Consider the following 8,426-nt stretch of genomic DNA (forward strand, 5'->3'; position numbering starts at 1 on the left):
CCCGCACAGGGGCGACGCTTGAAGCGAGCTAACGAATCGCGGATGCCAGCGAAAGTAAAAGCAAACCGCGGATCCCAAGCGCAAACCACACTGCAAACCCCACCCGCAAAACCCGCAAAAACCTGGAGGAGTCACAAATGGACATCGAAACCACCCACACCGGCGACGTGCTGACAATCGCCTTCGCTCGCCCAGAAAAGAAAAACGCGATCACATCCGCGATGTACCAGACGATGGCCGACGCGCTGGCCGAAGCGCAACAGGACCCGGCCACCCGTGCGGTGCTCATCCGCGGCAGTGCAGGAATCTTCAGCGCCGGCAACGACCTCGAAGACTTCATGAAGCAACCGCCCGTCAGCGACAACGCCCCCGTCTTCCAGTTCCTCCGCGCGATCAGCTCGGCGGAAAAACCACTGGTGGCTTCAGTAGCCGGCGCAGCCGTAGGAATCGGCACAACACTGCTGCTGCATTGCGACCTCGTCTACGCCGCCGACACGGCGACCTTCTCGCTGCCATTCGCGCAACTCGGCCTTTGCCCGGAAGCCGCATCATCGCTGCTGCTGCAACGCGTCGCGGGTTATCAGGGAGCAGCGGAAAAACTGATGCTCGGCGAACCGTTCGACGCAAAAGAAGCGCTCCGCATGGGCTTCGTGAACCGCCTGCTGCCTGCGGCCGAAGTCGACGCGTTCGCATTGCAGCAGGCGCAGAAACTGGCCGCCTTGCCCGCGTCATCGCTGCGCGTGACCAAGCAACTAATGAAACGCGCCGCGCAGCACGAAATCCAGACCCAGATGACCGACGAAGCCGTGCACTTCGCCAAGATGCTGCTCGCGCCCGAAGCCAAGGAAGCGTTCAAGGCATTCTTCGAAAAGCGCAAGCCGGACTTCCGCCAGTTCAGCTAACCGGGAAGAGGCCGGGCCGCGTCAAACCGTGTCGTAATCGACGTAGCCCGCTTCGCGACAGAAGCTCACCAGCCGCACGCCCGCCTCACGCGCAATCGTGATCGCCAGCGAAGACGGCGCCGAAATTGTCGCGACCATCGGAATATCGACGCGCGCCGCCTTGCGTACCAGCTCGTAGCTCGCGCGGCTCGACAGAAAAACGAAACCTTCCTTCGTATCCACGCGATCCAGCGACAGCCGCCCAATCAGCTTGTCGAGCGCGTTATGACGGCCCACGTCCTCGAATGCATACTGGATCGCGCCCGTCGCGTCACACCACGCGGCCGCGTGCAGGCCGCCCGTCATCTTCGTGAGCGCCTGGTGGGCGGGCAGTTCCTTCGCGGCGCGAGCGATCGCATCGGGCGCCAGGCGCTGCAGAAAGCCCGTGTCCGGCACGCGCTCGGGCGCCAGATCGAGCAGATCGATGCTCTCGATTCCACACACGCCGCAACCCGTGCGGCCCGACAGCGCGCGGCGCTTTTCCTTCAGCGCCACGAAGGCCTGCTGCACGACGGTCAACTGCACTTCCGCATGCGGCAATTTGCCGTCGCGGACCTCGACCTCGATGTCCTGAATGTGCGCGCCGCGCTCGACAATCCCTTCCGAAATCGCAAAGCCCACCGCGAATTCCTCGAGGTCGCGCGGTGTGCACATCATCACCGCGTGCGAAATGCCGTTGAAGACGAGCGCAACGGGCCATTCCTGGCCGACATGATCGGCGACGCTCTCGACCGCGCCGCCACGGTGCCGGCGCACCGCCTGCTCGACGATGCCCGGTTGTTCGCCCGTATCCAGTTCGTTCACCTGCTGACTCCTGCACGAATGCTGCGACCCGGCTCAAGGCCGCCGCGCCGCCAATATGGTTCTAAAATACCTCAGACCGGCATAGCGCGTTGGCCGCCGAACAAGAGGAATCTGTCATGGGACTCAATGATGCGCCCCTGCTGTTCAACTTCGAGGTTGAATCTTCGGAGAATTTGAAATTCATCCCGATGGTCGTCCGATTCAATCTCGACCGCTTCGGGCTGCGGATTTCGTTGGAACAATGGCAAATGCTGCCGCACGAAGACCGCGTGCTGCTGGCGCGTTTTCCCGTGGAAGACGACACCGCGATCGAGCCGAACTTCGATCACGCCCTCTTCGAGATGATGCGCACGCACGCGAACATCGAGCCTGAATGGTTCACGCCTGAGGATAACCCGGCATGGCGCGACACTGCAGTCGTGCCGGATACCGTTCTGAATCAGGCGCAACTCGCGAATCTTCCCGCGCCGGGCGCGGCGCAGTGGGCGCGGCTGGAGCCGTTTCAGCGCTATGTGCTCGCCAAACTGTCGCGCAAGACGGCGAGCAACCATGATTTTTTGCCGGCAATGAAGGAATTTGGCCTCGCCGGTTGAGTCTGGCGCAAGATTTTTTCTTTTTACCCTCAATCTCTTCCGATCGCTGCCGTTATCCAAAGGTTGGCGCGTAAAGCGCTGCGCCCGGCTGCGCCTCGTTCGTCCGCGCCGTCCGTGCGTGGAGCATGTGACCGCGCATCTGACTGGCCTCCCGCGCGCCCCCGCCTGCAGGATCGAACGACGTTCGGAACCTATGATCTCTTTTCTATCGAAGCGGCTGCTGATCAATCTGGCGGTCGTCGCCGCGGCGGTCGGCGCGAACGCCTTCGTCGCGTACACGCAGATTTGCGCACAGCGCGACGCCGATGCCCGCACGGTCCGCTCGACGGCTATCCGCCAGAATCTGGAAGCCTATCGCGCGACGCTCGAAGACGGTCTCGGCGTGCTGGGCCGTTACGAGGATTCGGCGAGGCCGGCGCCCGCCGATGCGGCGTCGGCAATGTCCGCGTCGCTCGCGAAGATCGATAAGGCGCTGCACGAGCAACTGGCGAACCAGCCGAACGTGGCCGGCGCGCTCGCGCAGCTCACCGCCAACGGCTCGCGGCTCGAGCAGGATATCGCGCTCGCGCTCGCCAAAACGACTGCACCTGAGCAGGACGGCTCGCGCGCCTGGGCTGCGCAGACTTATACGCGTCTCGGGATGGAAATCGACCGGCTCGAGGCGCGGATGGACCAGTTGCGCGCGCAGGAAGACCTGTCGCTGAAGGCGGCGCTCGACGCGTCGATGCGCGATTCGCGCTACGCGATGCTGTTCCTGATCGTAACGATGCTCGCGGGCAGCGGGCTGCTGATCTACACATTCGGCGCGCGGGAAAATGTCGCGCGCGAAAAGCTGCGCATCGCGAAGGCGCTGCATCGGCACGACGAGCGCTTTCGCGGGCTGTTCGAGCAGCATCCCGTGCCGATGTACATCTTCGACCGTGACACGCTGCGCTTTCTCGCGGTCAACTCGGCGGCTGTGCAGCAATACGGCTACTCGGAGAGCGAATTTCTCTCGATGACCGTGCGTGCGATCCGCCCGCACGCCGAGGTCGCGCGGCTCGAATCGCACTTGCAGCGCAGCGACGTGGCGCCGGGCGGCCCGCGCACGATGGCGGGCATCTGGCATCACCGGCGCAAGGACGGCTCGCAGATCAGCGTCGACATCTCGTATCACGCGATGACCTTCATGGGTCGTCCCGCGTTGTTCGTGCTCGCCGACGACGTCACCGAGCAGATCAACGCCGAAGCCGAAGCACAGCGTTCGAACCAGATGCTGGAAACGGTGATCGACAACATCCCGCAGCGCATTTTCTGGAAGGACAAGGAACTGCGCTATCTCGGCTGCAACATGGCGTTCGCACGCGACGCGGGCCTGGCCTACCCGGAGCAGGTAATCGGCAAGCGCGACGAGGACATGCCGTGGCGCGCATTCGCCGACGAACTCGGCCGGCAGGACACCGAGGTGATGGCCTCCGGCGTGCCGAAGATGAACTACGAAACCGACATGGTGATCGACGGCGTGCATCGCACGACGGTGACGAGCAAGCTGTCGTTCACCGACAGCGACGGCCGCGTGATCGGCGTGCTCGGCTCGTACACCGACATCACCGAGCGCAAGCGCGCCGACCTCGCGCTGCGCCTGCAAAGCCGCGCGCTCGATGCGAGCGTCAATGCGATCCTGATTACAGCGCCTTCGAAGGAAGGCAATCTGATCGAGTACGTGAACCCGGCGTTCAAGCGCATCACGGGCTACGATCCGCAGGAAGTGATCGGCCAGGACTGCCGCGTGTTGCAGCGCGACGACCGGGATCAGGAAGGCATTGCCGCGATCCGTCAGGCGCTGGCGGCAAACCGCGAAGTGAGCGCGGTGCTGCGCAACTATCGCAAGGACGGCGTGCTGTTCTGGAATCAGCTGTATATCGCGCCCGTGCCCGACGCCAACGGGCAAACCACGCACCACATCGCCGTCATCAACGATGTGACGGCGCTCATCCGCTATCAGGAACAGCTCGAATATCAGGCGAACTACGACAGCCTCACGCGACTGCCGAACCGCAATCTGCTGCGCGACCGGCTGCAGCATGCGCTGATCGTCGCGCAGCGGCATCACAAGGGCGTGGCCGTCGTGTTCATCGATCTCGACGGCTTCAAGAACGTCAACGACAGCCTCGGGCATAGCGTCGGCGACCGGCTGCTGTCGGTGGTGGCGGACCGTCTTGCACGCTGCGCGCGGGCGAGCGATACGGTCGCGCGTCACGGCGGCGACGAGTTCGTGATCGTGATGAAGGATACCGTCGACGAGCAGTCGCTGATTGCGTGGATGGAGCGTGTGCGTGCGTCGATTTCAGAGCCGGTATGGCTCGACGGCACGGAGTTGTACGTTGGCTGTAGCATGGGCGCGAGCCTGTTCCCGCAGGACGGCGACGACGCCGAGACGCTGATGAAGAAGGCCGACCTCGCGATGTATCGCGCCAAGGACATGGGCCGCAACACGTTCCAGTTCTATCAGCCGGAGATGAATGTCTCCGCGGGCGCGCGGCTAAACCTGGAGCGGCGTCTGCGCCGCGCGCTGCGCGACAACGAGTTCCTGTTGCACTATCAGCCACAGGTCGATATCGAAACGGGCCAGGTGGTGGGCATGGAAGCGCTCGTGCGCTGGAGCGACCCTGAAGTCGGGCTGATTCCGCCGTCGCAGTTCATTCCCGTCGCCGAGGAAAGCGGGCTGATCGGGCCGCTGTCGGAATGGGTGCTGCGCGAAGCGTGCCGTCAGAACAAGGCATGGCAGGACGAAGGCTTGCCGCCCGCGCGCGTGTCGGTGAACCTGTCGGCGCGGCAGTTCCAGCAGCGCGATATCGCGAAGCTCGTGATGCAGGTGCTGGAGGAAACCGGGCTCGATCCGCAGTATCTCGAACTCGAGCTGACCGAGAGCACCATCATGCGCAACGCGGAAGAGGCTGTGTCGATGCTCAACGAACTGCACGCGCTCGGCATCGGTCTGGCGATCGACGACTTCGGCACCGGGTATTCGAGCCTCAGCTATCTGAAGCGCTTTCCGGTGGACAGGTTGAAGATCGACAGATCGTTCGTGTCGGATATCGGCGAATCGTCGGACGATGAAACGATCACGTCCGCGATCATCGCGCTCGCGCACTCGCTGAACCTGCAGGTGATCGCGGAAGGCGTGGAGACGTCGACGCAACTCGACTTCCTGAAAGAGCGTGCGTGCGACGAGATGCAGGGCTACTTCTTCGCGAAGCCGCTGCCGCACGAGGCGATTCCCGGCATGTTGCAGCGGGGCGCCGAGAAGGCGGCGATGATCGCGGCGAACGCCTGATAGTCAGGTTCTCATGGAGGCATACAAGGCCGCGCGCTGGGTGAGCGCGACCTGCCGGAATCAGTCGAGTTCCGGCAGCGCGCGCGGGCGGCGGTCGCTGTCCGTCGCGACATAGGTGAGGGTCGCTTCCGTCACCTTCACGGTTTCTTCCGAGAGGCTCATGCGCTGCGCGTAGACCTCGACGGCGACCGTTACCGAGGTATTGCCCGTCTTCACGATATCCGCGTAAAAGCTCAGCAGATCACCGACGAACACAGGCTGCTTGAACACGAACGAATTGACGGCGATGGTCGCCACGCGGCCGTTGGCGCGGCGGCTTGCGGGAATCGAGCCGGCGATATCGACTTGCGCCATGATCCAGCCGCCGAACACATCGCCATGGACGTTCGCATCCGACGGTTGCGGGACGACGCGCAGCGCGCACGGTTTCTGCGGGAGGTTGAGAGTCTGGGTCATCGGGGCATCCATGAATTCAGTTGAGGCGACAGGGATGGCGCTCACGACCACAGCATGACCGGGAAGACCAGTGTCAGCGCGGCGAAAGCGGCGCCAGCCGGCTTCTGCGACAATATTGCCAGATCAGGAATTGTACGGGAAAGCGCCCGCTGGAGCTTATTGCCGGCGCGTCGCGTTCGGAAGGCCGTTTTGTTCGTCGAACGCACTTGCCCGTCACGTTCCCCACGAGTCACGCGTCAAGCGTGCAGGCTATTCCCACAATAGAACCATGCGTCGCTTTTCCGCTTCGTCCGAACCGTCGCCGATTTCGAATCAACCGCGCAACGACTGGCAAACTATCGTCTCGCTGCTGCCGTACCTCGCCACGTACAAATGGCGCGTCGCGTTCGCGCTCAGCTGCCTGATCGGCGCGAAGGTTGCCAATCTGGGCGTGCCGATCGTGATGAAGCGCATCGTCGACAGTCTTGCTGCCGTGCAGCACCTGACGGCGCTCGGCCGCGCGACGAACGCGCCCGCCGTCGTGCTGCTGGGCGGCGTGGGGCTGCTGGTGGTCGCGTATGCCGTCGTGCGGCTGTCCACTTCGCTCTTCACGGAGCTGCGGGAAATCCTGTTTTCGAAGGTGACGGAAAGCGCGGTGCGGCAACTGGCGCTGAAGGTGTTCCGGCATCTGCATGCGCTGTCGCTGCGCTTTCATCTGGAGCGGCAGACGGGCGGCATGTCGCGGGATATCGAGCGCGGCACGCGCGGCATCACGCAACTGATCTCGTATTCGCTCTACAGCATTCTGCCGACGCTCGTCGAAGTCGGCCTCGTGCTTGGCTTCTTCGTCGTCAAGTACGAGGCGTATTACGCGATCGTCACGTTCATCGCACTGGCCGCGTACATCACGTTCACGGTGAAGGTGACCGAGTGGCGCACGCATTTCCGGCGCACGATGAACGAACTCGATTCGAACGCGAACTCGCGCGCCATCGATTCGCTGCTGAACTACGAGACTGTCAAGTACTTCAACAACGAAGAATGGGAAGCGCAGCGTTACGACGAGAACCTGAAGCGCTATCGCGCGGCGGCGATCAAGTCGCAGAACTCGCTGTCGGCGTTGAACTTCGGGCAACAGGCGATCATCGGTACGGGGCTGGTGTTCATCCTGTGGCGCGCGACGCAGGGCGTGATGGCGGGGCGGCTCACGCTCGGCGATCTCGTGCTGATCAACACGTTCATGTTGCAGTTGTATATTCCGCTGAATTTTCTTGGCGTCGTGTATCGCGAGCTGAAGCAGAGCCTCACGGATATGGACCGCATGTTCACGCTGCTCGGCGCGGCGCGCGAAGTGCCTGATGCGGTCGATGCGTTGCCGCTTGTTGTGAGCGGCGCGCAGGTGAGCTTCGAGCATGTGAACTTCGCGTACGAACCGGCGCGTCCGATTTTGCACGACGTGAGCTTCACGATTGCTGCGGGCACGACGACGGCTGTGGTTGGCCATAGCGGCTCGGGCAAATCGACGCTCGCGCGGCTGCTGTTTCGCTTCTACGATCTGGATCGCGCGACGGGCGGTGCGATTCGCATCGACGGGCAGGATATTCGCGATGTGACGCAGGATTCGCTGCGCGCATCGATCGGCATCGTGCCGCAGGATACGGTGCTGTTCAACGACACGATTTATTACAACATCGCGTATGGCAGGCCTTCGGCGACGCGTGACGAAGTGATCGCGGCGGCGCGGGCGGCGCATATTCACGAGTTTATCGAGAGCTTGCCCAAGGGGTATGAGACGCCTGTCGGCGAGCGCGGGTTGAAGCTTTCTGGTGGTGAGAAGCAGCGCGTTGCGATTGCGCGGACTGTGTTGAAGAATCCGCCTGTGTTGCTGTTTGATGAAGCGACTTCGGCGCTCGATTCGCGGTCAGAGCGTGCTATTCAACATGAGTTGGATTTGATTGCTCGTGAGCGGACTACGCTGATTATTGCGCATCGATTGTCGACGGTTGTGCATGCGGAGCAGATTATCGTGATGGATAAGGGGCGCATCGTCGAGCGCGGGACTTTTGCTGAGCTGATTTCCGTTGGTGGGTTGTTTGCCCAGATGTGGGCCTTGCAGCAGGAGCGTGCTGCGCACGCGGAAGAGGTTTTGGATTTGCCTGGCGATGAGGGGTGAGGCTTTTTTCGTCTGCGACGCTTGGGTGGGGTGCCTTTACACGTTTGCGATGGTATCTGCGATTTGCTTTTGTTTTTGCTTTTGCTTTCGCTTTCGCTGGCATCCGCGATGCGTTAGCTTGCTTCACGCGTCGCCCCTGTGCGGGGCGGCACCTACTTTTCTTT

6 protein-coding genes are annotated in these 8,426 nt (G+C 62.6%); 4 read left to right on the plus strand and 2 right to left on the minus strand.

The genetic code is table 11. From position 1 onward, the window contains the following. Window positions 1-137: 137 nt before the first annotated feature. Window positions 138-902, plus strand: coding sequence for an enoyl-CoA hydratase (locus KFO72_RS40560; RefSeq protein ID WP_224099762.1), 765 nt, complete (start codon window positions 138-140; stop codon window positions 900-902). A 21-nt stretch (window positions 903-923) separates the two neighbouring features. Here the strand turns inward: KFO72_RS40560 and fdhD are convergent, their stop codons facing one another. Further along, on the minus strand, window positions 924-1,745 hold the full coding sequence (gene fdhD / locus KFO72_RS40565) for a formate dehydrogenase accessory sulfurtransferase FdhD (protein WP_224099761.1): 822 nt from the start codon (window positions 1,743-1,745) through the stop codon (window positions 924-926). Window positions 1,746-1,861: 116 nt separating this feature from the next. Between fdhD and KFO72_RS40570 the strand changes: the two genes are divergently transcribed. Next, the gene (locus KFO72_RS40570; RefSeq protein ID WP_035987597.1) at window positions 1,862-2,338 is read left to right on the plus strand and encodes a nitrate reductase associated protein; all 477 of its coding nucleotides are present in this window, start codon (window positions 1,862-1,864) and stop codon (window positions 2,336-2,338) included. A 193-nt stretch (window positions 2,339-2,531) separates the two neighbouring features. Beyond that, window positions 2,532-5,654 (plus strand): EAL domain-containing protein, encoded by a 3,123-nt coding sequence (locus KFO72_RS40575; protein ID WP_054929710.1) that lies wholly within the window; start codon window positions 2,532-2,534, stop codon window positions 5,652-5,654. Between the two features lie 60 nt (window positions 5,655-5,714). On the opposite strand, the gene KFO72_RS40580 is transcribed toward KFO72_RS40575, so the two are convergent. Then, window positions 5,715-6,110, minus strand: coding sequence for an acyl-CoA thioesterase (locus tag KFO72_RS40580; RefSeq protein WP_007579793.1), 396 nt, complete (start codon window positions 6,108-6,110; stop codon window positions 5,715-5,717). Between the two features lie 268 nt (window positions 6,111-6,378). Between KFO72_RS40580 and KFO72_RS40585 the strand changes: the two genes are divergently transcribed. Next, window positions 6,379-8,262, plus strand: a complete 1,884-nt coding sequence (locus KFO72_RS40585) for an ABCB family ABC transporter ATP-binding protein/permease (protein WP_176052285.1) — start codon at window positions 6,379-6,381, stop codon at window positions 8,260-8,262. Window positions 8,263-8,426: the final 164 nt, after the last annotated feature.

Origin of the sequence: Paraburkholderia sp. XV (assembly GCF_020177535.1) — a bacterium.
In the GTDB taxonomy this organism is placed as follows: Bacteria; Pseudomonadota; Gammaproteobacteria; order Burkholderiales; family Burkholderiaceae; genus Paraburkholderia; species Paraburkholderia caribensis.

Excerpts from the sequence above, each read along its gene's own strand:
- KFO72_RS40585 (WP_176052285.1), top strand. The coding sequence starts at position 6,379 with ATGCGTCGCTTTTCCGCTTCGTCCGAACCGTCGCCGATTTCGAATCAA.
- KFO72_RS40575 (WP_054929710.1), top strand. The coding sequence starts at position 2,532 with ATGATCTCTTTTCTATCGAAGCGGCTGCTGATCAATCTGGCGGTCGTC.
- KFO72_RS40580 (WP_007579793.1), bottom strand. The coding sequence starts at position 6,110 with ATGACCCAGACTCTCAACCTCCCGCAGAAACCGTGCGCGCTGCGCGTC.
- KFO72_RS40570 (WP_035987597.1), top strand. The coding sequence starts at position 1,862 with ATGGGACTCAATGATGCGCCCCTGCTGTTCAACTTCGAGGTTGAATCT.
- KFO72_RS40560 (WP_224099762.1), top strand. The coding sequence starts at position 138 with ATGGACATCGAAACCACCCACACCGGCGACGTGCTGACAATCGCCTTC.